Source organism: Paenibacillus amylolyticus (assembly GCF_001570725.1).
Taxonomy (GTDB): domain Bacteria; phylum Bacillota; class Bacilli; order Paenibacillales; family Paenibacillaceae; genus Paenibacillus; species Paenibacillus amylolyticus_A.
This window is the reverse complement of record NZ_BCNV01000001.1, coordinates 3,618,697-3,645,098: the sequence shown is the minus strand read 5'-3', so window position 1 is coordinate 3,645,098 and position 26,402 is coordinate 3,618,697. Positions and strand designations below refer to the sequence as shown.

Below are 26,402 nucleotides of genomic sequence, written 5' to 3'. Positions count from 1 at the left end.
GACCTCCCAATCGTTTACAATAAGGTATTGAATGTAGCAAATGAAGGAGCGGGTCACAGTGGCGAAACAGAAATACTATGTTGTCTGGGAAGGTAAGAAGCCAGGCGTATATAACACATGGGCGGATTGCAAAGCGCAAACGGATCATTTTACCGGAGCAAAATATAAATCGTATGAATCCAAAGCGGCTGCAGAAGAAGCGTATCGCGCCGGATGGAAAGGGAACTGGGGCTCAAGCGCAGGCGGAGCATCGAAGACGAAGTCAGCCAGTAGCGGAAGAAGTGCAGGCATGGAAACGTCGGAGGAAGTGGATTATGACAGCATCTCTGTTGATGTGGGGACACGCGGGAACCCCGGACCAGTAGAGTACAAAGGGGTAGACACCCGCACAGGTGAGATTATTTTCTCCGTCGGACCGATCTCCAAAGGCACGAACAATCTGGGCGAATTTTTGGCCATTGTACATGCTCTAGCACATCTGAAGAAAGAAGGTAGTACCAAAACGGTGTATACCGACTCGGTCAATGCCATGAAATGGCTGAAGCAGAAAAAAGTAGCCACGACGTTAGCGCGGGACAACTCCACGGAAGAGATCTGGCTGATGATTGACCGTGCGGAGCAGTGGCTCCAGACCAATACGTACAGCAATAAAGTGCTAAAATGGCAGACCAAGCAGTGGGGCGAAATCAAGGCGGATTACGGCCGAAAATAAGTATATTTTTTTTAGATGAGCCCTTTATTTCTGGTCTATTAGAATCGTTATTTACAATTTCCAGTTTCCGCTCTATAATCATCTGAATATGATTAGTTAAACATATGGAGGAGCCTGTCATCTGCAGGCCCTCTTTATCTTTTTGGTCCATTGATTAGCAAGTCCATTCACTAGAATGGGTTATTTGAGTATATTTTGCAGGAGGCAGACATGAGTTCCATTTACAGAAGTGAAGAAGGCAAGAGTAGCATTCTTGAAGAGTATGAGATTTATTTGAATGAGTTAGGTGAGGGATTTACACGGGAGTATGTGGAGACACGTTTTGGGAAGACGCATGTGTTATTAACAGGTCCTCAAGATGGCAAGCCGTTATTTATTCTTCAGGGCGGTAATTGTGTGAATCCGATGACGTTGTCATGGTTCTCTTCCTTATTTAAAGAATACCGGATTATTGCTCCTGATACGATTGGTCATCCCGGCTATAGTGAGGAAGCCAGCATCTCGACACGGTTTGATAGTTTGGCATTATGGGTGTCGGATCTGCTGGAACACTATGATATCGAAAAGAGTGCATTTATCGGTCCATCGTTTGGAGGAGGCATTATCCTCAGATTGGCCACCTATATTCCGGAACGCATTTCGTGCTCCGTATTGGTTGCTCCTGCGGGTCTTGCTGTCAATTCCAAAATCAAAACAGCTCAGGATATCACGCTACCGCTCGTCAAGTACCGCATGACGTCTTCACCATCTTCTTTGCAAAAAATTACGGACACCATGTCGTGCAACTGCATGAAAGAAATGGACAAAAACATTATCGGCAAACTTTTTAAATACGTCAGTATAGATCAGGATCTGCCCAAGCTCACGGAGCAAGAAGAACTGGTGAACTATACGTCTCCAACCCTGTTATTGGTGGGGGAGAAGGATGTATTTTTCCCAGCGGATAAGTGTATTGAACGGGCTCAAAGAATTATTCCGAATGTTCAAGCCATCAAGTATGATACAGGACATTTTCCTTCACAAGATGTATTGGTTCAAATGAACGAGGAAATCGGGCAGTTTTTACAAAAGAATTATTAAAAAAGCTGTAATAGTTGAATGGAGAAATGTATTTTTCCAGTTTAATAAAGTAATTCATCCCAAATGTCGATACTCTATATAAGAGAACCCGTTTCTTCTATATAATAGTATGAATAGGGATTAGTAGTAGATCGTAGAAAGCTTGATATCATTAATATTTAAATATTTCGCGTAGGGGTGTTTCAAATTGCATCATTTGGTTTATATAGATGGTTGGCGATGAATTGCTTACTGGCTGGACCAAATGATGCATTTACGCGGAAAGTCTTCCGATCGACAAGGTTGAAAAGAGGTCTGTTATGAGAAAAGATAATTGCAAAATGGCATTGCAACGCAATGTGATTATAAATGATACATATCAGGTAAGACAGGTATTGGCCAGCAGCGAGTTGGCTATTGTATATGCAGGGCGAGATCGTAATACAGGTGCCAAGGTAGCCATTAAGGAATTCTTCCCACTGCGACTGGCTGAACGTCAGGCAGACAAGCGGGGAGTCTTCTGCTCATCGCGCGGATATAGTGGGCAATATCAGGAGTTGCTAGCAGCATTTCTGCTCGAAGGCCAACTGTTATCGACATTGGATCATGCTCATATTGTTTCGTATTTGGATCATTTTGAAGCGAATGATACGGGGTATCTGGTTATGGAATACTGCACAGGGATTACGTTGACCGAGTATCTGAATGAACACAATCATGCGCTCGATGCTGCATTCATAACGGAGACACTGCTCCCACTGGTGGATACATTGGATTATATACATAAGCAAGGCATTCTTCACCGGGATGTGAAACCTTCCAACATTATGGTGATGGAGGACGGTACGCCCAAACTTCTGGACTTCGGCTCAGCGACCCGTTGGCCTATGCAATCTGGAGAGAAACAGGCGATATTTACATCGGCAGGCTATTCTCCGCTGGAGTTTTATTCGGAAAAATCCAGTCAAGGACCTATGTCGGACATCTATAGCCTTGCGGCTCTGCTCCATTATTGGACATGCGGGCAGCCGCCTATGGACGTGAAGCAACGGTTGTTCCAGGATGAACTGCCATCTGTTCGTTCACATAATGAATATGTGAATCCTTGGCTTGCACGTGTTATTCATTGGGGGCTGTCGGTGCGTTCTGAGAAACGCTGTGCTTCTCTGGCTTGGGTCAGAAGCTCGCTTCGAGTTCAAGCCTGGGTGTGGAAAGTGCGTAAACCTGGAACGGTGGAATGGTCTTTGGCTGAAAATGAACATACGCAAGTCTATGAAGTGGAGCCGAAAAAGCAACATGAGACGGCGTAAGCAGGCGTGACCTGAGTTCATAAAGTGGATGCACTTAAATGAGAGCATAGCATTTATATGTATGAACAACATAAACAAGCCAGTTCGTCCCCTTGAAGGGATGAACTGGCTTGTTTTCTTTTATATTTTTAGAGAGAACTCGCATCAGCGTGCTTCATTTCCACTTCGTTAAGACGTAGTTTACTGTGGATCTCTCTTTTGTCCTACATAGATATTGGTACTTGGTTTGATGGCTTTGTAACGAATTTCGATCTCCGTAACACCATCCTCAAACGTAATATACAACTTTTCATTGTACTCCATGGCTTCCGTGTGTCGGCGCTTCACTGACGTTCGGCCTCGGACAACCGTACAATTCGTATCGTGCCGTACCAATAACGTTTCTTTCTTACCCGCTTCCAGCCAGATTCGTCCCGCTTCCGGTACTTTGACCCCGATGTCCATGCGATCAAACAGTTCACTGAGACTTACTTTTCGGCGTTCCAATGAAGTGAGAGGCCAATTGGTCACTGGTATATCCTCGCCGTTCGCTGTAGCTAGAAAGTATCCTTCCAGTCTTCCGCGGAATATGGGTTTTGGCTTCAATACGAACCAGTACAGTGCGAAAATAGCACCAGCAAGCAGCAGGCCCAATCCTGTATAGAGCAGTACCTTTTCACGTAAAGAATGAATTTGCAACGAAATGTCTGTAGTTATACTTGCTCCCTCAGAATCCGTTGCTGTCACCTTGATCGTTGAACTTCCAGTGTGAAGAGAAGACCATCGCAACAGGTTGCCTTCAATGACGGCATCCCCGAGTTTGCGCTCACTTCCACCGTCTGCAAGGACATACGTTAATGGATCATTATTGGCATCCCTAAAGTAGTTGTTCAGGTCGATATCTGTATTGCTGTCGTCTTTGGATAACACCATGGATTCACCGGTGGCTACGGGTGCTTGATTCGTAATGTCTACTTCAACCGGAGTAATTTCCCGATAAAAGTCTGGACCATCGATCCGCAGTCCCCATGTGTACAGATCCGACTTGGGAAAAGTGTATTTACCCGTAAATCCGCTACCTGTATTGGTTAAAGGGATACGTTCTGTTTTCCCATCAGATGGAGTTACAATGAGTTCCGCTTCCAGTCCCTTGTACACATCCAAGTCCTTAATGGGTTTAGGGTCCACAGCCTGATCGTAGAGTGATGCCTCAAATGTGATGCTCTTCCCCTTGACTGGCTGCTCCGTTGCCATATTTGCGACCGCAGAGACGTTGTAGTTCCCTAATAGGTTAATCTTCACCAGATCACCGCTACGGCCTTTGAATTTCAGTTTGAACTGTCCTTTGACCGGACGAATGATCTTCATCAGAGCATATTTATCAGACCGAATGAAGCTGACATTGCTCGACTGATAATAGAGCTGAGCTTCCGAGACAGCATGATCAGAGAGCATGATAATGTTGGCATCCGCCATGCTGGAGTTAGGAATATCCACGGTTACTTCCTGCATTGCTCCGGTTGCAGTCACAGCCGCTACAGATACAAGAACAGATTGAATCTGATCTGCAAAAATACGATTGAAGATTTCAGGCAGATCGTCCGCACTTCCGGTGATAAAGGAAGACCCGCCTGTTTCTTTGGCGATACGCTCCAGTTCTGCCGGGTTAACGGTACCGTCGCGGTTTAGTCCCACAGTATAGATGGGATAACCAGCTTGTTGTGCCATCTCAATAACTTTCTCCACATCTTTGGAGGAGTCAGCAGGTGTTCTGCTCGTCGATCCTCGCAAATCCGTTTCTCCGTCAGAGAGCAAAATCATAAATGGTTTACGTTTGTCCGTCTGCGATTGTTCGAGCAGGCTAGACCCTCGGCGTAAGCCAAGTCCGAGATCTGTATATCCGGAACGTTTTAAGCCATCCACACGGCTACGAAGATTATTGCGAGCACCAGAGGATGAAATATCCATCAGTGGTACGGATGAAGTGATCTTATCATTATAAGCTACAAACCCTAATCGGGTCTTAGGTCCACTACTCATATCCATAAACATATGTATAACTTCTTCGGCAATGCGATCTTTGTCGGTCTCATTCATAGAGTAGCTAACATCCAGGACAAACATGGCATCTAGGCCTTCATACGTCTGGGTCTTGACAGATGATTCAGCGTATATGCTCCCCATGTCCCATGCTGGAATTAAAAAGCTGACCAACAAGAGAGTGAAAATTGTTTTTTTGAATTTTATTAATATCATATGATGCTTTGAATCTCCTTTCTGTTTTGGGTACTGCAAATGTTTTTTTGATATCAAACTAATTTTTGTTGAAAAATTTTGTTTCTACACGATAAAACTCCGTTATGCGTAGTTTTGATAAGAGAAGAATATTGCAACACCGCATACGTTAAGGTGCTTTCCTCTTGATTAGGGGGAAAACTCCACTAGTTTTAAATCATTGAACATCATCCAGATTATAGGATATTCTTTATCATCGGCATGATCCGCAGGGAAGTGAAGCGAAAATGGGAAATTAGTTCTATAGGTATATCGAAGTCACATAAATGAGCTTTTAGGCCTATATAGGGGAATATTGACAAAACATATCGCTGATGATTAAGATGAATTCCATAAATCTCCAAAGCAAACGGCATAATCTGGTACATAAGTTCCAGTCGTATGTTGACAGCTCGTTCTATTGGACTTGTGATCGCCTGAGAGAATGATTCTCTTAGATCATGACTAAAGGCTGATAGAGTGTGCGGAGTGTCAAAAATTGATGGAGGGGGGGAAGCATTCGCCCGAATGAACCATCATTTGGGGGATGTTGCCTGAATGGATATTATTAATCAAACGAACCGAACGATGCTTTTCGAAGAGATCAATCCGGAGAAAATGGATTTGATTACGATTGTCGGTGACGTAAAAGGGATCGACAGTTTGAATGATGACAAGATCAAGGAGATCAACGAACACTTGCTTGTACGAAACTTCGATGAGTTTTTGGACAAGTTTTCTCCCAGTGTGTATTCCTTTTTCAATGCAGTGAATCAGAAAGTCATGTATACGCTCAAAAAGCCGGAAGGGATTCCGGATGAAGCAATCTCTGAGATCAAAATTGATCATAGCAATGACTTCCTGAGAATGCTCTTTACCCTGATCGATACCAAACGTAGTCAGGGGATTACGAATGTAGATTTCAAGTTTGAAAATTTGCTCGATATGATCTCACCGAAAAAGGTTATGGATGACATTCGGCAGGTACGGAAAGAAATTCATTACATGTACGGCCAGCATGAGAAGCTGGATGACGGGGACCCGAAGAAGTTGGATATCGGGGATAAACTTAATGTCATGTTTGAAGATGCCAGCCGGAACTATAACAATGTTATGGCGATGCTGCCACTGGCTATCGAAGATATCAAAACCCGCTTGTTGCTGGGCCGTGCTCAAGAAGAAACTTCTTCCGAAGCGATTCAGGTAGGACAACTCACGATTGGTGAGAGCGGAGAATTGAAAATTATCGAAGCTCCAAAGAGTGATAACAACGAGTTGATGCTCCTGGATGAATCGACAAGCACAGATTTGACTCAGGTGTTTGCCGAAGATTATGATTCACTCTCTGAGGCACCTTCACCGTATGTACAGGATCTGGTCGTTCGTACATTCTGCCCACTGCCCGCGGTTCAGACGGATGTGGATACGGCAGTTGAAGTACAGAATTACAATACATACCTGGAATTTTACAAGAACGCCAAGGATGACTTTGTGAAAACCGTAAAACCGCTGGTAGAGAAAATTTTGGGTGTCAAAATGTTCTTTGATCAATATGCGACCAAAAACAAAGGCATGCTGCCTTCCATGCTGATTGCCAATGCCAAGCTGGATATGCTTGTTAAGAGCAGTAACATTCCGCGGCTGGAGACCTATCTCAACACAGTCAATGCGAAGAATGATTTTACCGACACCATTTGGTTCGGAATTGTTCCTTCCGTTGAACTGGAGAATACGGGACAAGTTCAAGTCAGTCGTGCCCGTTTCCGTGGTAATGAGAAAGTGGTTAAACAAGACGGAAACAGTATGGAATCCTTGTCGATGCTTCTGCAAGTCGTTAAAGACTACAAAGTACAAGTATTCTTCAGCTTTGAATCTGGAGAAGAGACTACATTCAGCAGCATGGCTACCGCAGGCATCGATAAATATATTGATAAATGCGCGGTATTAACTCGCAAGGACTACAGCGAATTCGCCATTCCAAGTGCTCCGAATTTCACCATCATTCCGAAAGAGAAATCGGGTGTCGTGATCGACAGTCGTATGCTCCAGACGGAGAATGGTGTGGAGCTTTCCAAGGAGAAAGAAGACATTCTGAAGCTGTGGATTGAAGGTGTTTATGTGGGTGCGTCTTATGTATCTGCCGGAATTGTGGCTGCATATCAGTGCCCTGAGTATCTACGAGGTGCATTCAAAACCGTGAACCGGGATTATCCAGGTGTGCGTTTTGATATTGAAGCAGGCGATAACAGTCTGCGTGTAGTGACTACGATGACCAAAGAAATCTCCGGATTCACGAACACCATCAAGGATTCGATTAACCGGAAAAACTTTGGATTTATTTTCTCATCGGAAAATGCCCAAATCCAGGATAGCGACATCAAGCGAATCACGGTATACAAAGCGAGAAGCATGGCGATGTCCGAAGATGGCTTTGATTCCTTGTATAAAACACTCGTAAGTACTTACATTGAGCGCTTGCTCCGTTTCCAGACGGGTGATTTCAAGCATGAAAATATCGTCAAATTCTTCAGCAACAATCCGAGCAGTCAGAAGAGCCGGTGGCTGGGAACCCGAGGGTCGATCAATTCGATCATTCAGGAAGGTGACGACATGAGCTTTATCATCGATGAGAAGAGCAATATGTGCCACATTGACCTGGTATTCAACGGCAACGTGAAGAACCTGGAGGTCATGATTACCAAAGGCACCAGTGCGATGAAAGTGTAAGAGGCTGGAGTAGTCACAAGTTTTGGATTCTGAATATAATTCTTCAAACAACGAATTATAGACATTTATTTTGGTGTTAGAGGCAGCCTTTATTGGCTGACCTTATACATATATTCCGGCACCTCTCCCAGATGGAGAGCATGCCGGGCACATTGTTTTCTAATCTTAAGGAGGTTTTTATTAATGGGTTTTGTATTGAAAGTAGAAGGCGCAGAAACAATCGAATTGGGAATGGATAATATCCGCACAGTAGTGTATGACACAGATACGCCAGATGATTCCAACGCTAGATCCACAGATGTAGGTGCAACACTTCGCATCAGTGGCAAAATTATTACAGCAACAGACGGTGACAATGCAGATGACACGATGAAACTTGCTCTGTGGTCCCTCGTTCCAGCTGAAAAAGCAGATTGCTACCGTAAAGTAACTCTGGAAGTGGTTGCAGCGGATCAAGTGGTACGCAAAATTTACATGCCTAATGCGTTCGTTGTGGATTACACAGAGCGTTTCGGAGATACCGAAGGCGTGGGTGAATTCAGCCTGTTCATCAAACAGAAAAAAGACAAAACTGAATTCACTAAAATCGAAGGCGGCTTCCCGGTATAAAAGGGGGCAACTAATGTTCCGGGTCAGTTATGACTGGCCCAGAATAACGCTGTCATGTTAAGGGGCCCTTGTGCCCCTTAATCTTTATTTACGCCCGAATACGGCAGGGAGGCAGGAACGAATACCATGAAAGATTATTATGCCGTGCTTGGTGTGGAACGTGAAGCTTCTCCGGAGCAGATCAAGAAGGCTTATCGTCAATTGGCGAAGAAATTTCACCCGGATGTTAATGGGGGGGATCCGCAGGCAGAGGTGCGTTTCAAACAAGTACATGAGGCCTACAGCACACTCGGAAATCCCGAGTTACGGGCAGCATACAATCAACAACCTCGATCTACAGGGAAACCAGGAGCGGCAAAAGGAGCAACATCCAGTACGAATACCGAGAAGGTATGGTCTGATCCATCACGAATGCAGGAACAGTTTGAACAATTTTTTGGCTATAGCCCCAAAGGCAAGGAAAGCTCAAACAGTGGCAAAGCCGATCCCAATAAAGGAATGGATATGTCCGCCATGTTTGACCGATATTTCGGAGTTCGAAAAAAGTAAGCCGGTGGCCTGTAATGGATCGTGCCGGTTCAGGCGGAGGTTATGGAAGTGAGACGAGGAAGGTCGGTAATGACGATAGGGCTTGACGCATGCGTCGCCATGATTTCGTTAGCCGTGCTGTATTACATATTCATCATTAACCGGGACATGAGTGCCCAATGGATAACTGGAATTATTGTAGTCCTCTCCGGGGGAGCATACCTATTTTTTAAATACATACCTGCCACCAAGGGGGAAAAGAAGAAGTTGTCTTCACGTGTTGTGAAACTCGTGCTGTTGGACGACGACGGTACAAGTGTGAAGGAATGGTACATTCAGGGTGAGACGAGTGTATTGATCGGAAAAAGTTCGAAGAACAGTGAGGCGGACATTGATCTGTCCGATACTCCATATGCCTCCCTCATCAGTCCGCAACATGCTGTGCTGAACAAAGCCTCGGGCCAATGGTTTATCGAGGATATTGACTCGGCTAACGGCGTAGGTGTTCGTAAGGGAAATCAAAGCAGATCATCCAAATTGGAAATCGAAGAACCCAGCCTGATTGAGGCAGGGGACTTAATTTATATTGCCAATACCCGAATTTTGGTGAAATAACGTTGGCGTACCATTATACAAGCTTACGGGGGAATGAAAAGAAATGAGTCTGACAAGATGTGGAAACGGACATATGTTCAGTACGAGACGGCACGGAAACACGTGTCCATATTGCAATCTGGCCGTCGAGTCACCCGCCTCCGGCAATAGTGAAGCAGCGGGAGCAGTCCCACGCGCGCCTCGCACAGCAGAGGATGACAGAACGATGCCATACCTGGGAGAAACGACAGGAATTGAACCGGTAACGGGATGGATGGTGTGTATCGAAGGTCCGCAGATGGGCCAGGATTATCGGATTATGGCTGAAAAGAACTTTATTGGACGTTCGGAAGAGATGCATGTTCGAATCCTTGGGGATAACACGATTTCAAGGCGTAATCATGCGGTGATTGTATATGATCCCAAAAAACGGAATTTCTATCTGCTGCCCGGCGATGCTTCTGGCCTTGCTTATCACAACAATGAAGCGGTCTATTCTCCGGTGGAACTGGCTGCGTACGACGTCATTCAATTGGGACGGAGTAAATTCATTTTCATCCCATTATGTGGTGTGCATTTTGAATGGGAGCAACAGTGAATACCTTCATGATCTTGTGGAACGACAAGGAGCTAACGCCTTATTGGGTTCTGGCAGCAGGCTGTTTGTCGATTTGGTTGTTATTATTCGTCCGAAGCCGAGTTCCGGTAAGGCAACGTGATGATGGGCCAGTGGGTGTACAGATCGGGAATGGACAGACCATTGGTGCTCGCAGTGAGCAGGATGATTATTTTGCCTGTGCCGTGGAGCCATATGGTGTACTTGCGGTACTTGCCGATGGAATTAGCGGCTTATCTGGTGGGAAAGTAGCCAGTACAACTGCTGTAGAGACATTTATCCGTGAGTTTGAAGAGTTGGAGCGGTTTCCTGATCCGGAGGAGTTTTGGGATGCTTCTTCCCATGCGGCAAACCAGGCGATTCTTCGCAATTTACTTGGCGTTCCTGGAGGAACAACGTTGGTATCAGCCATGATCAAGGGCAGGGAGCTGTATTGGGGCGCAGTAGGGGACAGCATTTTGGCCGTGTTTCGCAAAGGTGAGCTACTTGCTATCAATCATAAACATACGCTGGAAACTCAACTCGAAGAACAGTATATGTCTGGAGAGATATCGGAGCAGGAGGCGTTGGATAATCCGCAGCGCAAAAGGCTGGTCAACTATTTGGGGTACGACCATTTTAAACAAATGGAAATCGCGGACGAGCCGTTTGCACTGCAACCGGCGGACAAGATTGTGTTATGCAGTGACGGGGTATACAACTCTCTTACTGAGATGGAACTGGAAACTATACTGGCGAAAGACATGTCGCCATTTGATGCAGCCCAGACCATCATTGATTTGATTGAAGAAAAACAGCTCGTGCATCAGGATAATGCCACGATTATCATTTTGGAGCAAGGATGGTAACGGATCAGGCAACGCACAGGGAAGGGAAATGGGGAGACGGATGAGGAAGGAGAACAGTGAATTCAAGACGGCTTTTGTCTCGGAAGCGGGATCTTTCCTGAAAAATCGGGATTTCTACGGCTGCGTTGAGCTGGAAGATTGGGCCTGTTATGTCATTGCAGATGGCCTGGATACGGATACGGAAGTGAATAGCGCACAGATCACAGTGCAGACCATTCTGGAATCCTTTTTGGAAAAGCCAACCATGTCCAAACGCAGACTAACAGAGTATATCAAGATTGCACATGAATGGCTTCAATATGAAAGTCGCCGAGTCAGGCTCAAAGCGGGATTCGTCATTGTTGTGACAGACTATACACGTATGGTGTGGGCATCTGCCGGACACAGCCGGTTGTATCATTTTCGTGGAAATCGACTTGCATTAAAAAGCAAGGATCACAGCGTTGCTGCTGAGCTGGCAGCCGAAGGCCAGATTGCAGAGGATCGTGTGGATCAGCATGATGAACGCGGTAATCTGAATGAATATGCGGGCAAACCTGGCATGATCAAGCCGTATGTATCGGATAAGATCAAGCTGGCCGATGGCGATGTGCTTGTGCTTTGCACCCCTGGATTATGGGAAGGGGTTCAGGATGCCGAGATGATCGATGCGGTTGAAGGTGCCAATGACCCGCAGACGCTGGCGGATACGCTTGAAGAAGTGATGCTTAGCAAGCAGCGTGCACGTATCGAGAATTATAGTGCGGCAGCCATATATGTGAACAAGATTTTTCATGAAGAGCCCAAGAACCGTAAGAAATGGATTAAGCGGATTGCCATCATGCTGGTTATGCTCCTGATTTTTGGTGGAGCCGGTATATTCTACGCGGTGAAAAGTGCAGCCAAAAAAGCTGAATTGGCCGTAGATATGCTGCAATATGAACAGACCGCAGACCAGTACGTCAAGGAACAAGAGTATGCCAAGGCAGTCTCAGACTACAGCTTGGCGCGCAATAATTCCATCAAAATCAAGGACCCGATACATAAAAAGCTGTTGACTGCGAAGATGGCTGCTGCTCAGACGCTGGTTGATGGGGAAGCTCACCTGAAAGAAGGCGACATTACCAAAGCAACCGCGAGTTACACCAAAGCTTTGGAATTGTCTGAATCCTATAGCATGTTCAACCGGGAAGTTATTCAGGAGCGCCTGGAGCAGATGACCACCTTCCAGCAAGTGCAAGACTGGATCACCGAAGGCGATCTGAAACTCCAGAACGGAGATTACAGTGGAGCGATCATTTTGTATAAAAGGGCCAGAACAGCCGCGACGGAGACAGCTTACAAGGATGCGCTGAAGGAAATTGCTACGCAACTGGAGACGGCCGAGACCAAACGTGCAGATATCAAGCGGCAATCCCGGCAGCTTCAAGCAGATACGCTGGAACAGAAGGGTGACCGCTTCAATGAAGCAGGAGACTATAGTGGAGCCATGGATGCCTATGCTTCGGCACAGGAAATTTATCAGGAGATCGATATGTTGGAACGCGTGCTGGCCATGGAGCGAAAAATTAACAAGCTGGATGAGAAATTGAACCCACCTGTACCGGCGGCTGATCTTACGCAGGATACGGCAGGATTAGATACAGCAAATACATTGGGTATGACCTCGGATATGACCGGGAGTACGGGAAGTATGAGCGCAGGCAATACAGTGGGGAATGGTTCTTCCACTGGTAATGTCACCTCAGCTGGAAGTGGCAGTGTGCATACTTCTGGCTCAGATGCTTCTGCTGGAAAAACGACAAGTAATGCCAGCAGTAATTCTGCCTCCAAGGCTGATGGAAGCACCGACACCACGGAGGCTGACGTGAATGAACAGGAGTTATCGGAAGGAGGAGATTCATGATGAAAGACATGATTCGTGACCGTCTTAACAAGATGGAGGATCTCGAACAACGCCGCATGCTCAAAGATCTCATGACAGGCGTTTTTCTTAATCTTGTGGAGTATCAGGAGACGCTGAATAAGCAAATTGAGCAACGTGTTTTTGATGAGGTGTTGCCGCAGGAGGAACGTCATGATGTATATGTTACATTATGCGCGCGGGAAGATCTGGACCCCATTCATGAATTTCTGTACCCGATCATTCCTGAGGATGCTGAACCACAGACCGTCTATTTGAGTGAGGCCTCAGAGGCACTGGCGCGTCAGGAAGAGATGAAATTGTTCACATTCTACATGGAATGCGGGCAACAGGAACTCCAATCTCTGCTGAAAAGTAATCGGACATTTCGCGGGGAGATTGTAACGAGTGAAGGCAGACATGCCATAACGGTTCGGTTGAAATCAAGTACAGCGTATATCTCCAAAGTGGATGAATTGTACCGGGTCTTTCGTAAAAATAGCCTACCATGGAAATCGATTAATGCACCTTATATTTTTAAATTCGTGGATTGTGTTCTAGTGGGTTCGGATGACGGAGAGGCATGGGACAAACAACATACGGTCAAGGAACTTTCCCTCCATCTGGAGGAATTTGAGTCTTATAAAAGAACCAATATGATTCCGCTGTGGAACATCCAGAAGCTTGATATGAAAACGGGTGGATTCCCTGTTCCGGCTTCGGACCGAATCAATTATGAACATGTGTTGCCACTCCGTAAAACCGGAACGGAACACGGATATCTGGTCGATGGAGACGAATCGCATATTCGGTATATCAAAAGATCGGAAGAAGATATCACGATCGTATCTCCGCTGGAAAAATCTGATTCATGGACGGTGCTGAAAATAGCTGGTCCTGTCGCAACCCGCATTGGCAGAATGGACTATCCGCTGTTTTCCAACAACAAACGGGAAGGGTTTGCTGGTAAATATGCGCGTCAGGAAGGGCGTTCTGTGCGGTCCAAAGGGGAGATTGCCCGCATGGTTCACGCTTTTCAGGCAGCAGAGGGTTTGGAACTGGAAGATGTACAAGTGGTGGCGCCAGGACCCGCTTTGGGAGTCACGTACCCACTTAATGCATTTGTTAGCGACCATGTCCGTGTTGAGACAGATAAACATCGAATGATTTTAAGGTTCAGCACACACGGGAAGCAGCCGGGACAGGCTATTTTTCTGGATGATCTGCTGAGCTTTCTGGTATCCGAAATCCAGCTGGCTTTCCCCGAATACTGCTGCGAAGGGGAATGGGTGTGAGTACAGCATGAATTACATCTGGGACCTGATTATACGAGCCAAACGTAATGGAACCGATCTGCGCGACGTAACCTTTGTGCCAGCACGTGTATATTCGCCTTATATGGAACTTAGTCAGACAAACCTGAATGCTTCAGGCGTGGAAGGCACGGTTGAAGTCAATCCGTATTATCGCTTCTTTGATATTTTCCGGGACCTCTTCAATATCAATAATGAAGAGCAGCTGGAGTTGCGGGAAGCACTCTTTGATCTGGTTATTCATTTTCTGGCAGATATGGATTTGATGCAGGGTATGAACAAGAGGGAGTATTATATTCGCTTCATTCTGAAGGATATGCATTCGGGTGTATACGGGGATCGGGTTCGGCGGCGACTGGAGCTGTTCGGGCAAGAGGAGCAGGAAGTGATCGCCTGCAATATGCTCCGTTTGTATGATACGGGAGAGGCGGTTCATCTGCTGAGGGATACCCTTGTTCGAATGTTCCCGCGTTCAACCCTATATGCCAATTGTGAGGAAAAGGATGAATTGCTTTTGTATATTGGTCAGGTAGAACGTACAGAAGCGAAGGAGAAGCTGGAACTGATTCTTGAGCTCTTTCTGCCGGTACGTTTCGACACAGAAATATACTGGGGGCATCATTTTGGCATTCTGGATGTGGACTATACGATGATACAGGACGGGATTGCCCTATATTAAGCAGCACCAGCAGTTGTAAGGAGGAAGTATAGATGAACGGCTATTCATACCGATTGTATCCTGACGCCACGAGCAGGGAACGTTCCAGAGGAACCATGCGTTATACGCGCGAAGAATTGATGGACATGACCACATTCCAATTACGGAACATTTGCTACAAGGAACGGTTAATTGAGGGATTGGGCCCTCGGACGGAACGGGAAGAACTGATTCGGATTATTTTAAAATTTCTGGGAGCGGACGATGTATTGTGGATCGACCAGTCTGTTGATGGCGGATTCGAGCGTATACAAAAGGCTATCTCTCGTCATATGACGGCTCCCATGAGCAGTGATGGAGGCATTAGTGTGCCTGCGCGACTGATTCTGTACGAAGGATTGAACGTGGACAAGCTGGATCAATATGTGGTCACGGCACCGGGGGGACTAACCGAATCCAACGTACTTTTAGTCAATGAGAGCATGGAGCTGTGTGGCATCTTCAACCTGGTTAAGGACGACTCCGTATCGGGAACCTTTTATTTGACGGCAGGAAGTGGGTCGACCTGGAAGAAATCGGGCAACAGACAGTACAGTCTCCTCTTTTTCCGTAAACGCGACTCGGAGTATCTATATCAGATCTATTATTCCAGCAGACCGCTTCCACCAGTTCATATTCAATATACTCAAATCCCACTGGCAGATCTGGACATCCGGGAGCTTGAACCGACAGAAGCCGTGCTTGCAATTGATTTTGGCACCTCCAATACGACGGCAGGCGCCTATTTGCATAACGGTTATATTCAGGCGCCAAGCAGCCAGGATTTGCTGAATGGACGAGTCCGTATGGATGCCATTAACTATGTTGCATTTCCCGATCCTACATACAAAGATACGGACTGGATCGAGGTCCTGCCTACGGCAATCGGTGTGGCGGAGTGCTCGGATCCAGCGAACATTCGTTACGAATTCGGCTATGAAGCGCTGCGAAGCATGCGTCGGGGAGGGTACAGCAGCCGGGCGAGTGTCTTCCGCAGCATGAAGCGCTGGGTGAACAATTACAACAAAATGGAAGAAATCGTCGATGTTCATGGCAATGCGGCCATGGTGTCTCGTATGGATCTGCTGCGTGCGTACATGAATTACATCATCCGAACGGCAGAGCATCAGTTCAAGTGCAAGTTTCGCCATGTACATTTTACGAGTCCCGTGAAGATGAAAATACAGTTTTTGCAGATGTTCGGAGAGATGCTTCCGGATTATCGGATTGAGCAGACGTATGCGCTAGATGAGGGAATGGCTGTGCTCTATAACACCCTTGCTGACGGGATGGAACGTGGTGCTTTCATGGAAGGGCAGACGTACCATGCGCTCGTGATTGATTGTGGCGGTGGAACGACGGATTTATCCTCCTGTGCCTTTACGATCGAGGATGGACATATGGCGTACAAGCTCGATATTCATACGACCTACGAAAATGGGGATACGAACTTCGGAGGTCACAACATTACCTATCGTATCATGCAATTCATGAAAATTGTATTCGCCGACTACTATAGCGGACGCCGTCAGGTGACGGATATTGATAGCCTGATTGAGGCACCTGGTGCGGATGTGTTCCGTCAGGTGGACGAAGAGGGTGTGAAGTCCGTTTATCAGAAGCTGGAGCAACGCTATGAGGAGGCAGAACACATCATCCCGACTGCGTTTGCGCGCAGAGAGAACCGTTCACGGGATGAGTATTTGCGGGTAAGAGGAAACTTCTACTTCCTGTGGGAAATCGCAGAAGAGATGAAGCAACAATTTTTCCGCAAAACCGGCATCTTGCGTAACCGATTCCACTCGGAGATGGAGGGCGACGGGGACAGTGATCTGCAGATCACCACCATGGAGCGTTGGTTCCTCTCGGTAGAACGGAATGGGGAGTTGAAGGATGAATATGAGTTCCCCGATGTGGTGTTCAATATCAAGGAAATTACCCAGCTGATTAAGGCCGATATCTATGAGGTGGTTCGCAAGTTTTTGGATGATTTCTATCGGCAAGGGCGGATGAACCAGTACTCGATTATCAAGTTGACAGGTCAGTCCTGCCGCATTGATGTATTTCGGGAAGCACTGAAAGAGTTCGTTCCAGGCAGAAGCATTGAGTTTCGGCAAAAACCTGCGGAAGGGCGTGTGCCTGATCTTAAACTTGCCTGCCTTCGAGGGGCGATTCGTTATCTGAGTGCCCGCAAAACAGGAAGCGTTCAAGCGGACATCACGCATGATGCCGCTGTAATTCCGTATACCGTAAGTGCCTACACGCATAATGGACGTGAAAAAATGCTGATCAGCAGTCTGGATCGGAGTGATGGCATTCCGGGTAGCATTTCCCGTCCATTCGAGACGGCAGAAGTGGAGTTGTATCTTAGCGGAAGCGATGGCCAGCTGAGACAGAAGTTCGTGTATGCCAACCGCCCGGACTTCTATAAAGAGGTACTTTGTGAAGACATTCGGGATCGATACGGAGATAAAATTCCGCAGGATGATACGGATTCCATTGTGAATGGAGAGACGAAGTTTTTTGTATTTCCGGATGATCGTCATTGGGGCTTCCATGTGTTGCCTGTAGCTCGTAGAAATGAACGGCTGTATCTGGGATCGCAGAAGCTGCTTCCATTTGAAACAGACTTGTCGGAACTGGACTTCTTTGACGGAATGAAGTGAGGACCACGAGCAGAAAGGAGGAACATCGCTCATGTTCACATATTCGTATCCGCATTTTAACAAGGGAAGAATTCTGAAAACATCCATGTTGGAGGGACTACGCGATTTTCCCAGAGACTACATCGAACTGTACTATCGCGGTCATGCAGATGGCATTCTTGCAGGTGCAGAGGTAGAAGTGTTCCCGGACAAGCTGGTTGTTGCTCCTGGGATGGTGCTGCATAAAGGAAGGCTTTATATGCTGACAGAACCTATGGAACTGGCATACCAAGCGACGGGCCGGGTCAATGTGCTGAAGCTTCGGTTTACCGCGGAGGAGACCGTGAGTGACATGACGATAAGCCATTCGGAACTGCTCTTGGATGAAGAGACAACGTGCACATCGAGAGAGTTGGAGCTGGCTCGATTCAAGCTGAAAGAAGGGGCGCGGCTGCGGCGGGACTATCAGACCTTTGCCGACTTGGCAACGGAGTTCAATACGCTGCATGTCATTCATGTTCCTTATGCAGCCGAAGGGGCGAGCACCTTATCCCCTGTTGTCTTGAAGGATTATGCCGAGAGGTTGCTTCGAACGGGGACCTCTGATCCCCAGGATCTGGTCTTCGCCATGATGTGTCTCAATGAAGGAACGGTTGCACGTAGCGTCATTTTGCATCACATTGCCAGTCGATTGGGACTGGAGTACAGAGAATACGATAATGCGCAGATTCATCGATATCTGGATCGCATACTGGCGAATGCAGGTCGGGGAACGGGACGTTCGGGTATGCCGGTGGGAGGACCACATCGTATGATTGTGGATTGAAATTTTCAAGAGAATGGGAGGATGGAATTCGTTTATGGAACATATGGATCGCAAAATCATCCCGATGTTATATGGCAAAACATTGAACGGTGAACCTCATCAGGGAACAGAGACCAGAGATGTTGAAGCCTCTGCTGAATCAAGGGAAGTTAAACCATTCGAGCCAATAACCATGATACACCTTGAACAGGAAACGATACATCTGAGAAGAACGGAGCTATACGAGGGAAAGGTTACAGTATCTCTTCCCCGCACATTTCGTTTGGTGACAGAAAGAGAAGCTCAGTTAAAATATCCGTCGTCCCATCGTCCTGAATGGATCTATACCAATGATTCGGGAACGATCAACTTTACGTTCAAGACATTGGATCATCGTCTTGCTCCGGAAGAGTTGAATTCCTTTACGGAATCGATGGCTGACGTGATTCGTGCAACTCAACCTGTACGAGAATGGAAAAAACACGGTGTTCGAGTGACGGATGCTGGTCTTTCCACGGGTTACTGCCAATTCGCTGTTCAGGGGTTGAATGATCAAATTTATAACCATATGGTGTTCACCATTTTAAATCAGAAAGTTCTTGTTTATGGCTTTAACTGTACGGACGATGAGAAGAAAAATTGGATGGAACCCGGTGGTACACTTCTGGATACACTCATTGTCGAAATGAATTAGAGAGGAGCTGAGTCCATGAGCCTGACGTATGAAAACCTGATTATTGAACCTTATGAACTAGTACATCTGCAAGAATTGACAATCCGCAAAAAGATGAATGAGCACACCCGCCTTGTTTTCAAAGGTATGGTATCCGAGGAATGGAAAGATCGTTATGTGGATGTTACGGATAAGAATACCCCGATTGAAGTGTGGCAAAAGGACGAGGAGGGGAACAAAAGTCCGCTATTCAAAGGCATTCCTTTATCTGTAGAAGTGCAGGTTGTGAGGGGCGTATATACGCTCCAAGTTGAAGCAATCTCACATACGTACCTGATGGATGTCAAAAAGCGAACACGTACGTTTCAAAACATCCAGATGACGCTCCCTGAATTGTTAAAGGAGCTGGATCAGGATTATCCGGGACTAGACGTGATCGATGAGGGGACCGGGGGAGCCAAGATTGGCAAGGTTGCCGTGCAATATCAGGAAACAGACTGGGCATTTCTCAGAAGGCTGGCTTCTAGATTTCATACGAGTCTGATGCCTGCGGCTCAATTCGACAGCCCCAAATTTTATTTCGGCGTATATGAGCATGGTAACTCGATCGAGCTGGATAATACACGTTATACCGTCCACAAAAATATGACTCCGTTCATGTACTTCACGGAGAACGAGACCGTTAATGTGAATGAAAGTGACTTCATTGTATACGAAGTGGAGACAGATCAAGTTATGGAACTGGGACACCATATCTCATTCCGAGGCAGAAGTCTGTATCTTACGGAAGCTTATACGGAACTTGCCGGAGGTATTTTAAAGCATAAATATGTGCTAAGTCTTCACAAAGGATTGCGACAGAAGACGTACTACAATCCACTGATTGCTGGAAGCTCATTAATGGGACGCATATTTGCGGTACATGGCGGACATGTCAGAGTACAACTGAATTGTGATAAAGAACAGGAAGCGGAGAATGGACTATGGCTACTGTATCAGTCTCCCTATATTTCTGAGGGGCGGACCGGATGGTACGTGATGCCAGAAATTGGTGATCCGGTGGCGGTGTATTTTCCAACTCAGCATGAAGAAGAGGCGTATGCTACGCCAGCGCCCAGACTAGATACACAGGTGACGGGAACGAACCAATTGAACAATCCGGATCACAAAATTTTTCGCACACCCCATGGCAAGGAGATTAGACTGACACCAGACTCCATTGTTATCACTGGAAAAGAAGGAGAAGTGTTCATCCGATTGAGTGGAGATGAGGGCATTCAAATCAAGGGCAACCAGCAAGTCACAATGTCTGCAGGGGGCAGCCTTTCCCTGAAAGCAGGAAAGAAAATGATATTGTCTGCCGGTTCTCAGTTACTTCTTGAAGGTGGAGGGGGGACATTCCGATTGGATGGGCAGGCACAGATGAGTGGTTCTGAGGTGAAATCCAACTAAACATATGTATTTGTAGTCGAGGGAGGGGGGAGAAAATGAATCGAAAGGATTCGTTGAAGCACTTTTATGCCGAGCAGGTGGAGCCAGAGCGAGTCAGGCTGATGGAGGATTTAAGGCGTACATTAGAGAGCAGATCAACCGAATTGACGGAAGAATATATGGAACATTTCAGAGAGTATATTAAAGAAGTTGCGCTTGCTCAAGAGGTTAGGACAAAAGAGAAAATCGCTTACATCCAGTACTCTATATTGCGAACGGAAGTACTGGGTGGGGCGATGAATGTGCTGGTTGAGGCTTGTGATTCGTCGTGGTTGCTGGACCGCAGGCCAGTTCGAGCGTTCTATTCTGCACAATGGGCCTATGAATGTGTAGAACGGATGATCGAAAGATTGAAACAGACTTTAGCTTCTTATCAAGGTGCCGTGACGGCTGTGGAACTGGAAGGTATTCGGTTGCAGCAGGTACCTTTGGTGAACCGGTATCTCGTCTATTTCATCCGACGATGCGGCTATTTGCTAGAAGACATGGAATTGCATTTGCAAATGAAACTTGAACAGAACTTCGAAGTGCGTGTTGGGGAGTATCTTGATGCGAGCGAATGCGTATTCCGATTGGATCAGAGAGAGCGAAGCATTGAAGAAATTGGCGAGGAACTGGAGGAAAGCAATGGTATTGCTGTTATGTATGCGCATTTTCAAAGACTGAGTATGGTGGAAATGGAGTGCAGCGACTTAGACTTTCGTTTTAGCAGATTTGAGAATATAGATTTGAAATTGACGGATTTTCAACGTTGCATGCTTGTGGGCACACGCTGGCGGAATTGCGAAATGGAAGGGGTGAACTTCTCAAATAGTCTTATTTATGGAGCGGATTTCAGTGGTTGCTCCCTACAAGGGGCTGTATTCAGAGGTGTAGTTGGAGATATAGGACACCCAGAGGGACTTGTACAGGGACCTGGGTATGATGCAGTTAACTTCAAGAATTCAAACCTGAAAGGAGCAGATTTTAGAGGGGCTGACCTTCGAGGTGCCAACTTCAGCGGAGCTAATCTGGTAGATACACTGTGGAATAATGCCAATATTGAAGGGGCGATTTTTGACAATGCCGAAGGGAGGACAGGGTTATCCAATACTTTCGCTTAATGGCAGATTCGAGATGGATTCATCGCGCTGAGACTGAGCCCGTAGGTGAACTTCAGCGAAGGGCATGGAGTCAGGCTTTTCAGAATTCCAACATCGATCTTACGGCGATCAGCTTGAATGTCCGCGGTGGAGTTCATGTGGATTATACGGATTATATGGAACATCCGATTCCGCTCGTATCAGATCGTTTACTTGAAGTGTTAACGCTATATCAGCCACGCCTGAAGCGCAGGGCGGCTGTTCTTACGGACAGGGAGCGTATGACCCAGGAAACATATTGGGCGATTCATCCGCCAGAACTTGCAAATGTGCTGTCACCTCATACAAAGCGGCGCATGGACGGCAGTTTGGAACAGCTCGTCCTTAGACGAGAAATGGCAGAGGTCCCTTTGTTCCAATTAGTGGACCTGCGCGAAACGGTCATGATCGTGAATCTTGCTTTGGCAGAGAGTATTCTCCGGCGGGATATCACAGGTGTACGACTGGTGAAGCTGGAGCAGGAGCTAACGGCTTAGAAGGGAGAGAATCGGATGGCGCAAAAACAAGAATTAGACACGCAGATTCAAAGTGCTGGAGATGCACCTAAAAGCTATGTCGTTGCAGGCGCAATTTTGAAATGCAACTGCGGCACACAACGAACACGTTTGAAAATTCCATTCAGTCATGGGGTTTACATTAAAGGTAAGGCACAAATGACGGTCGAGGATTACATTCCCGGCATACATATCGGTTCTTTCGGCAACTGCTCCAATCCACTGAATCCTGCTGTAGAGACCAGTACCATGGTCGATATTTATGGAGTCAAGAAAGCCCCGTGTATGCCCGTTTTGACCATGCCCTGGCTGCATGGAAAGGGAGATACCGAGGTAGAAGGGAAAGCAGCCCTGCTCAGTCAATGTACACATAAGTGTCTCCATGGTGGAGATATCTTGATTGAGGATGACGGGCAGCAATTGGACTTCTAGCCATGGACGAATTGACAAAGGTTCTACAAGATCGCATTGGATACGAACAACTTCGTCTGTATTGGCCATATAAGGCTCAATGGTTGGAAGAAGTACGCATTACACGCCAGGTGAACGAGCACGCGAAGTTGTACGTTAGTGGAGTCATTCCTGAAGAGGATGGCCCGGGTATCCTTCGAATTCAGGCTGAAGGGGAACCGATTGTGCTCAGGCAAGTTGATGAAGCAGGAAAGTCTGTAAGACGTCTCTTCCATGGTGTCATGACGTCTCTTAAGGTTCATCTGTCTGGAGGAATATATCGATTTGAGATCGAAGCGTTATCTAATACATATCAGATGGATATTCATATTGCAGAACGCGCGTTCCAAAACAGAGGTTGGACATTTGGAGAGCTTGTTCGATTCATCATGAAACCATACCGATATTCTGACGTCATAGATCAGGTAACGGGGAATACCCAATTAAGCGGACTTGTTTTACAATATAAAGAAACCGACTGGATGTTTCTGCGAAGGCTCGCATCCCGGTTTGGCACGTTCTTGGTTCCTGAAGTAACGGCTGCCTCACCCAAGATCTTTTTTGGTCTACCGACAGGAAGGTTATGGAAATGGCCGCAAGATCAATCCTATCGTGTCCGGAAAGAACTGGGAGAAGTGCGATGGTATGGCCCGGAGGTTGAGGAGAAATATGTGATCCGAAGTCCCAAGGGTAATCAGAGTATTCTACAGTACACGATGGACAGTGCCGAAACCTATGCGCTGGGTGACAAGGTTGAATTTCCTGACGGCAGGGAGCTAACGGTCGTTGAAGCTGTATCGCGTCTGGAATCAGGTCTTCTGATGACCTCCTACCGTATGATGTTGGAAGAGCAGATGCGTACACCGAGATGTGAGCTTTCAGATCTGATCGGTCTGTCCCTGTACGGAGAAGTTGTCCGGGTGATACAGGATCACGTACAAATCAAATTGTCTATGGACGATGGCCCAATGATTCAAGGTGCCTCATGCCCATATCCAGTAGCACCAATCTATGCAGCGGAAGGACATAGCGGGCTGTACATGATGCCAGAAATCGGGGATACCGTAGAACTGTATTTCCCCGAGAGTCTGGAATCCGGAGCGTATATTCGCCATTCCGTTCCGGAAGGCAAACGTTCTGTTGGAGGTGGCACGGAGCATAAGGTTATGGGTCATCCAGCTGGGCCTTCGGTCGGCATGTCGCCTGAGGAGGTGAAGGTGCAGGCCGGATCAGGTCTGACGATCACCCTTAACGATCAGGGCGTAGTATTGTCCAGTTCCGGTAACCTTTCGATTCAGGGAGGCAACATTGCGCTGGAAGCTGGACAGATTCAGGGTTCTTCGCCAGAAGCGATCTGGCTGATGGGCGGAGGGAGCAGCTTCATACTGGATGGACAGGCCGATGTACGCGCAGCCCAGATTCAGCAGGAGGGTAGCAACAAGGCACCTGTGCACGTCGCTGATTTACCTCCAGAGCCAGAGCCGCCACTGATCCCACTGGAGCAATACGAAGCGGCTCAGGCTGCGGCGCTGGCTGCCGAGACGGAAGCCGCTGTCCAGGCATCCACAACGAGTATGAAGGAAGCGTCCTTATTTGGTGCAGCGTTAGCCATTACCGCTATGATTCCCATCGTGGGTGCCCTTGGCGGAGCTGTGGGTGCGATAGCTCAAGGCGTAGGTATTGCTGCCGTAGCAGCGGGTGTGATCTCGGGGGTACCGAAAGTGGGTTCATTCAAGCCTTCGGCGCTTAGCTTGCTAGATCAATTGAAAGCCGGGTTCAAGCAATTCGTGCAAGATGAGCAGGATGCCAAGCGCAACTTGCTCGGCAAGGTGCTGACAGCAGCACGCGAATTGTCTACGGCGACGTCGTTTCCAGACTTTATTAAGAAACTGCATCAGCAACATCAGGAGATTAGTACATTCGTCCATCAGATTTCTGAACCGGTTAAGAAAAAATGGGTGTATCAACTGCAGCAGGCAAATCAGGAGCCCAAGGAAAAAGGCTACCGTATGGTGTATGATTCGTTCTGGCATATCTGGAGGCCTGTGGGCGAAAATGGGGTTAGCGACCAGGCGGCCATGCAAGCGTATGAGAAGGATAAAGGAATCCTGGATTATGCCACGCTCAGACAGGACCCACATCCCGTGGAACCTGTGCAGGATATATACCAACTGCAGCTCAAGGCTTTTGAGCTGGGGATTCACCCCTTTACAGGAGAGCCTGTTCCAGATTCCTATGCCAAGATGATGGTGACTACGCTCAAATGGAATCAAGTCATTATGGGCGTGCAAATGGTCGTGGACGGCATGTACAGCGCCAAGAGTATGTCTAAGAGCCCAGGAATGAACTCAGCAACCAGCCAGGTGATGAGAAATATCCAGAATGCAGAAGCGGCGAGTAAGAAGACAAGTGTAGGTAACGGCTTAGCCACGGCGAAGTCATTTATTCAGAAAAAATGGGAAGAGAGTCAGAGGGTTGGTATTGTCCCGGGGGGCTTCTTATCGAATCATGATTCGAAAAAACCAAGTTCAGGCACCTTATGGAAAACCAGCGCTGAAGATGGAGTCGGTTCCAATGCCGGGAAACCTCCCAAGACTGCGCCCGAAACTCCGGAGCCGACGGTAAAACCCGGTTCAACCGCCGTGCCTGAAAAACCAGCAGGCTCAAAACCAAGCTCTTCGAATACAGGAGTGAAACCTAAGGGCACAGACGGTTCAAGTGCGAAGCCGAAAGATGCAACACCGAAGCCAGAAAGTTCGAAATCGAATCCGGTTAACAATAAAACACCGAATGAAGTGAATACCTGGAAGCCATCTTCAACGAAGAAGAAGGATGAGGGCAGCCCTAGCGAACAAACGAAGAAACCAAATGATACAAAAGAACCAAATACTAATGACAATCTGAAAAAGAAAAAAGGAAAGAGTCAAAAGCAAATCCAACAAGAACTTGACGATCTGGATCAGAAAATTAAAATTAAGGAAAAAGCAGGGGCCAGTGAAGAAGAAATTAAGAAGTTAAAGCGAGAACGAAGTAAGCTGGCCAATCAACTAGATACTCCAGATGATATAAGTAGTAAATTTGATTTATCCAGTGTAGAAGGGTATGAGCGAAAAATCGATAATACAAAATATTATGATCATGATAAGGGTGATTTTGGCGAGGAAGTTGCGAAAAAAATCGCAATAAACAACAATCTGGGTAAGGATATTTCCGATCAATTTCAAGTTGGTAGGAACGGCATAGATGGAGCCTTTTTGTCCAAAGGTCCGCCTCCTAAATTAACCATGATCGAGGCTAAGACTTCCGAGTGGGGAAATTTCAATTATTCAACAGAGCAAAAACTGGGTGGTGCTAAATATTTTGAAGTGATGTCAAACCGTAAAAATAAAAGTTTTGCTGATTTTAAAGCAAAGTACAAGAAACTTTTAAAAGATAACCCAGGGTTGGAGTTTGAGTATATCAGAGTAGAGGTTGATATTTCGAAAACTTCGGTTGGTTTTGGAGTAGATGTTGTAAAAGTAAAAGATTGGAGTAAGGAGATAAAATAAAACTTA

At 46.7% G+C, this 26,402-nt stretch carries 21 protein-coding genes; 20 read left to right on the top strand and 1 reads right to left on the bottom strand.

The annotated features are described in order from the left end of the window. The first annotated feature begins 58 nt into the window (after positions 1–58). From rnhA to PAHA3_RS16160, 3 genes are all read left to right on the top strand, one after another. Positions 59–712 (top strand): ribonuclease H, encoded by a 654-nt coding sequence (gene rnhA, locus PAHA3_RS16170; protein ID WP_062835609.1) that lies wholly within the window; start codon positions 59–61, stop codon positions 710–712. Positions 713–922: 210 nt separating this feature from the next. Then, positions 923–1,792, top strand: coding sequence for an alpha/beta fold hydrolase (locus PAHA3_RS16165; RefSeq protein ID WP_062835608.1), 870 nt, complete (start codon positions 923–925; stop codon positions 1,790–1,792). 299 nt (positions 1,793–2,091) lie between these two features. Next, complete coding sequence (locus tag PAHA3_RS16160; protein ID WP_082762823.1) at positions 2,092–3,081, top strand: serine/threonine protein kinase; 990 nt, start codon at positions 2,092–2,094, stop codon at positions 3,079–3,081. Positions 3,082–3,261: 180 nt separating this feature from the next. Here PAHA3_RS16160 and PAHA3_RS16155 read toward each other — a convergent pair whose 3' ends face one another. After that, positions 3,262–5,244 carry a vWA domain-containing protein gene (locus PAHA3_RS16155; RefSeq protein ID WP_062836137.1) on the bottom strand — a complete coding sequence of 661 codons (1,983 nt, stop codon included), beginning with the start codon at positions 5,242–5,244 and terminating at the stop codon, positions 3,262–3,264. 648 nt (positions 5,245–5,892) lie between these two features. Here PAHA3_RS16155 and PAHA3_RS16150 point away from each other — a divergent pair. The 17 genes from PAHA3_RS16150 (at position 5,893) to PAHA3_RS30900 (ending at position 26,396) form a co-directional block, all read left to right on the top strand. Further along, positions 5,893–8,061, top strand: a complete 2,169-nt coding sequence (locus PAHA3_RS16150) for a hypothetical protein (protein ID WP_062835607.1) — start codon at positions 5,893–5,895, stop codon at positions 8,059–8,061. Between the two features lie 183 nt (positions 8,062–8,244). After that, positions 8,245–8,670 (top strand): hypothetical protein, encoded by a 426-nt coding sequence (locus tag PAHA3_RS16145; RefSeq protein WP_056695746.1) that lies wholly within the window; start codon positions 8,245–8,247, stop codon positions 8,668–8,670. Between the two features lie 126 nt (positions 8,671–8,796). Continuing rightward, entirely contained in the window at positions 8,797–9,219 is a 423-nt protein-coding gene (locus PAHA3_RS16140; RefSeq protein ID WP_062835606.1) for a J domain-containing protein, read from the top strand. A 69-nt stretch (positions 9,220–9,288) separates the two neighbouring features. After that, entirely contained in the window at positions 9,289–9,813 is a 525-nt protein-coding gene (locus PAHA3_RS16135) for an FHA domain-containing protein (RefSeq protein ID WP_235599451.1), read from the top strand. A gap of 43 nt (positions 9,814–9,856) precedes the next feature. Next, positions 9,857–10,390: an FHA domain-containing protein gene (locus PAHA3_RS16130; protein WP_062835604.1), complete on the top strand. Its 534-nt coding sequence runs from the start codon at positions 9,857–9,859 to the stop codon at positions 10,388–10,390. After that, the gene (locus PAHA3_RS16125) at positions 10,375–11,256 is read left to right on the top strand and encodes a PP2C family protein-serine/threonine phosphatase (protein ID WP_235599450.1); all 882 of its coding nucleotides are present in this window, start codon (positions 10,375–10,377) and stop codon (positions 11,254–11,256) included. Before PAHA3_RS16130 ends, PAHA3_RS16125 begins: the two co-directional genes overlap by 16 nt. 40 nt (positions 11,257–11,296) lie before the next feature. Then, positions 11,297–13,141: a SpoIIE family protein phosphatase gene (locus tag PAHA3_RS16120; RefSeq protein WP_062835603.1), complete on the top strand. Its 1,845-nt coding sequence runs from the start codon at positions 11,297–11,299 to the stop codon at positions 13,139–13,141. After that, positions 13,141–14,433, top strand: a complete 1,293-nt coding sequence (locus tag PAHA3_RS16115) for a hypothetical protein (protein ID WP_062836135.1) — start codon at positions 13,141–13,143, stop codon at positions 14,431–14,433. Before PAHA3_RS16120 ends, PAHA3_RS16115 begins: the two co-directional genes overlap by 1 nt. 7 nt (positions 14,434–14,440) lie before the next feature. Next, a complete protein-coding gene (locus PAHA3_RS16110; protein ID WP_062835602.1) occupies positions 14,441–15,130 on the top strand; it encodes a hypothetical protein in 690 nt (229 codons plus the stop codon). A 32-nt stretch (positions 15,131–15,162) separates the two neighbouring features. Beyond that, positions 15,163–17,814 (top strand): hypothetical protein, encoded by a 2,652-nt coding sequence (locus PAHA3_RS16105; protein WP_062835601.1) that lies wholly within the window; start codon positions 15,163–15,165, stop codon positions 17,812–17,814. A gap of 31 nt (positions 17,815–17,845) precedes the next feature. After that, on the top strand, positions 17,846–18,619 hold the full coding sequence (locus PAHA3_RS16100) for a hypothetical protein (RefSeq protein WP_062835600.1): 774 nt from the start codon (positions 17,846–17,848) through the stop codon (positions 18,617–18,619). 34 nt (positions 18,620–18,653) lie between these two features. Continuing rightward, entirely contained in the window at positions 18,654–19,292 is a 639-nt protein-coding gene (locus PAHA3_RS16095; RefSeq protein ID WP_153028221.1) for a hypothetical protein, read from the top strand. Positions 19,293–19,307: 15 nt separating this feature from the next. Further along, a complete protein-coding gene (locus PAHA3_RS16090; RefSeq protein WP_062835598.1) occupies positions 19,308–20,723 on the top strand; it encodes a phage baseplate assembly protein V in 1,416 nt (471 codons plus the stop codon). Between the two features lie 35 nt (positions 20,724–20,758). Continuing rightward, a complete protein-coding gene (locus tag PAHA3_RS16085) occupies positions 20,759–21,865 on the top strand; it encodes a pentapeptide repeat-containing protein (protein ID WP_062835597.1) in 1,107 nt (368 codons plus the stop codon). After that, a complete protein-coding gene (locus PAHA3_RS16080; protein ID WP_062835596.1) occupies positions 21,865–22,380 on the top strand; it encodes a hypothetical protein in 516 nt (171 codons plus the stop codon). Before PAHA3_RS16085 ends, PAHA3_RS16080 begins: the two co-directional genes overlap by 1 nt. Before the next feature lie 15 nt (positions 22,381–22,395). Beyond that, positions 22,396–22,830, top strand: a complete 435-nt coding sequence (locus PAHA3_RS16075; protein ID WP_062835595.1) for a DUF4280 domain-containing protein — start codon at positions 22,396–22,398, stop codon at positions 22,828–22,830. 2 nt (positions 22,831–22,832) lie between these two features. Beyond that, positions 22,833–26,396: a hypothetical protein gene (locus PAHA3_RS30900; protein ID WP_062835594.1), complete on the top strand. Its 3,564-nt coding sequence runs from the start codon at positions 22,833–22,835 to the stop codon at positions 26,394–26,396. The last annotated feature ends 6 nt before the right edge of the window (positions 26,397–26,402 follow it).

Bases quoted from the DNA above. Each gene is read 5' to 3' on its own strand.
- PAHA3_RS16165 (WP_062835608.1), top strand. From the start codon at position 923: ATGAGTTCCATTTACAGAAGTGAAGAAGGCAAGAGTAGCATTCTTGAA.
- PAHA3_RS16160 (WP_082762823.1), top strand. From the start codon at position 2,092: ATGAGAAAAGATAATTGCAAAATGGCATTGCAACGCAATGTGATTATA.
- PAHA3_RS16155 (WP_062836137.1), bottom strand. From the start codon at position 5,244: ATGGGGAGCATATACGCTGAATCATCTGTCAAGACCCAGACGTATGAA.
- PAHA3_RS16150 (WP_062835607.1), top strand. From the start codon at position 5,893: ATGGATATTATTAATCAAACGAACCGAACGATGCTTTTCGAAGAGATC.
- PAHA3_RS16145 (WP_056695746.1), top strand. From the start codon at position 8,245: ATGGGTTTTGTATTGAAAGTAGAAGGCGCAGAAACAATCGAATTGGGA.
- PAHA3_RS16140 (WP_062835606.1), top strand. From the start codon at position 8,797: ATGAAAGATTATTATGCCGTGCTTGGTGTGGAACGTGAAGCTTCTCCG.
- PAHA3_RS16135 (WP_235599451.1), top strand. From the start codon at position 9,289: ATGACGATAGGGCTTGACGCATGCGTCGCCATGATTTCGTTAGCCGTG.
- PAHA3_RS16130 (WP_062835604.1), top strand. From the start codon at position 9,857: ATGAGTCTGACAAGATGTGGAAACGGACATATGTTCAGTACGAGACGG.
- PAHA3_RS16125 (WP_235599450.1), top strand. From the start codon at position 10,375: ATGGGAGCAACAGTGAATACCTTCATGATCTTGTGGAACGACAAGGAG.
- PAHA3_RS16120 (WP_062835603.1), top strand. From the start codon at position 11,297: ATGAGGAAGGAGAACAGTGAATTCAAGACGGCTTTTGTCTCGGAAGCG.
- PAHA3_RS16115 (WP_062836135.1), top strand. From the start codon at position 13,141: ATGAAAGACATGATTCGTGACCGTCTTAACAAGATGGAGGATCTCGAA.
- PAHA3_RS16110 (WP_062835602.1), top strand. From the start codon at position 14,441: ATGAATTACATCTGGGACCTGATTATACGAGCCAAACGTAATGGAACC.
- PAHA3_RS16105 (WP_062835601.1), top strand. From the start codon at position 15,163: ATGAACGGCTATTCATACCGATTGTATCCTGACGCCACGAGCAGGGAA.
- PAHA3_RS16100 (WP_062835600.1), top strand. From the start codon at position 17,846: ATGTTCACATATTCGTATCCGCATTTTAACAAGGGAAGAATTCTGAAA.
- PAHA3_RS16095 (WP_153028221.1), top strand. From the start codon at position 18,654: ATGGAACATATGGATCGCAAAATCATCCCGATGTTATATGGCAAAACA.
- PAHA3_RS16090 (WP_062835598.1), top strand. From the start codon at position 19,308: ATGAGCCTGACGTATGAAAACCTGATTATTGAACCTTATGAACTAGTA.
- PAHA3_RS16085 (WP_062835597.1), top strand. From the start codon at position 20,759: ATGAATCGAAAGGATTCGTTGAAGCACTTTTATGCCGAGCAGGTGGAG.
- PAHA3_RS16080 (WP_062835596.1), top strand. From the start codon at position 21,865: ATGGCAGATTCGAGATGGATTCATCGCGCTGAGACTGAGCCCGTAGGT.
- PAHA3_RS16075 (WP_062835595.1), top strand. From the start codon at position 22,396: ATGGCGCAAAAACAAGAATTAGACACGCAGATTCAAAGTGCTGGAGAT.
- PAHA3_RS30900 (WP_062835594.1), top strand. From the start codon at position 22,833: ATGGACGAATTGACAAAGGTTCTACAAGATCGCATTGGATACGAACAA.